This is a genomic window from Kitasatospora sp. MBT63, assembly GCF_000710465.2.
Taxonomy (GTDB): domain Bacteria; phylum Actinomycetota; class Actinomycetes; order Streptomycetales; family Streptomycetaceae; genus Kitasatospora.
The window spans coordinates 1-496 of sequence record NZ_JAIZ01000704.1; the positions used below are offsets into that span (position 1 = coordinate 1).

1 pseudogene is annotated in these 496 nt (G+C 73.0%); it reads right to left on the minus strand.

Annotation, left to right across the window (positions count from 1 at the left end):
* A pseudogene (locus AA75_RS36970) lies at nucleotides 1-485 on the minus strand (helicase associated domain-containing protein); the annotation flags it as partial.
* Nucleotides 486-496: the final 11 nt, after the last annotated feature.

The following is a 496-nucleotide window of genomic DNA, read 5'->3' on the forward strand; positions in this document are numbered from 1 at the left end:
AGGGCGAGCTGCTCCTTGTGCTTGCGGGGGACGTTCAGGTGTCCTTCGCGGGCCCGGTACTGGGCGGCGGCGGCGAGGTTCCGCTGTTCCTTCTCGGCGTGGCTGACCTTCGGGGCCGGCCGCTGCTCCGGGGCCAGGGGTTCCAGCCCTAGGACGTGTTCGCACACCCACTGCTGGGCCGGTCCGAGCTTGTCCCAGCCGATCTGCTGCGCCCGTGCCCACCCGGCGAGGTCCTCGCCCTGGACAACGACGCTGCCCGGCTCGGCACCGGCGAGCGTGCCGCCGGCTTTCACGTGCCGCCAGGCCAGCGTGAAGCTGCGCTGCCATTCCACCGGCCAGGACGGGCACCATCCCGGGTCGATCGCGTCCAGTGCGGCCTTGCGCTCGGCGGTCAGCGCCCCGGTGAAGTCCAGCCCGCTCTCGCCGGCCTCCGCCCGGCGCTCCAGCGCCTCGGTACGCCGCTGCGCGGTGCGCAGGTTCTTCATGATGACCCCGA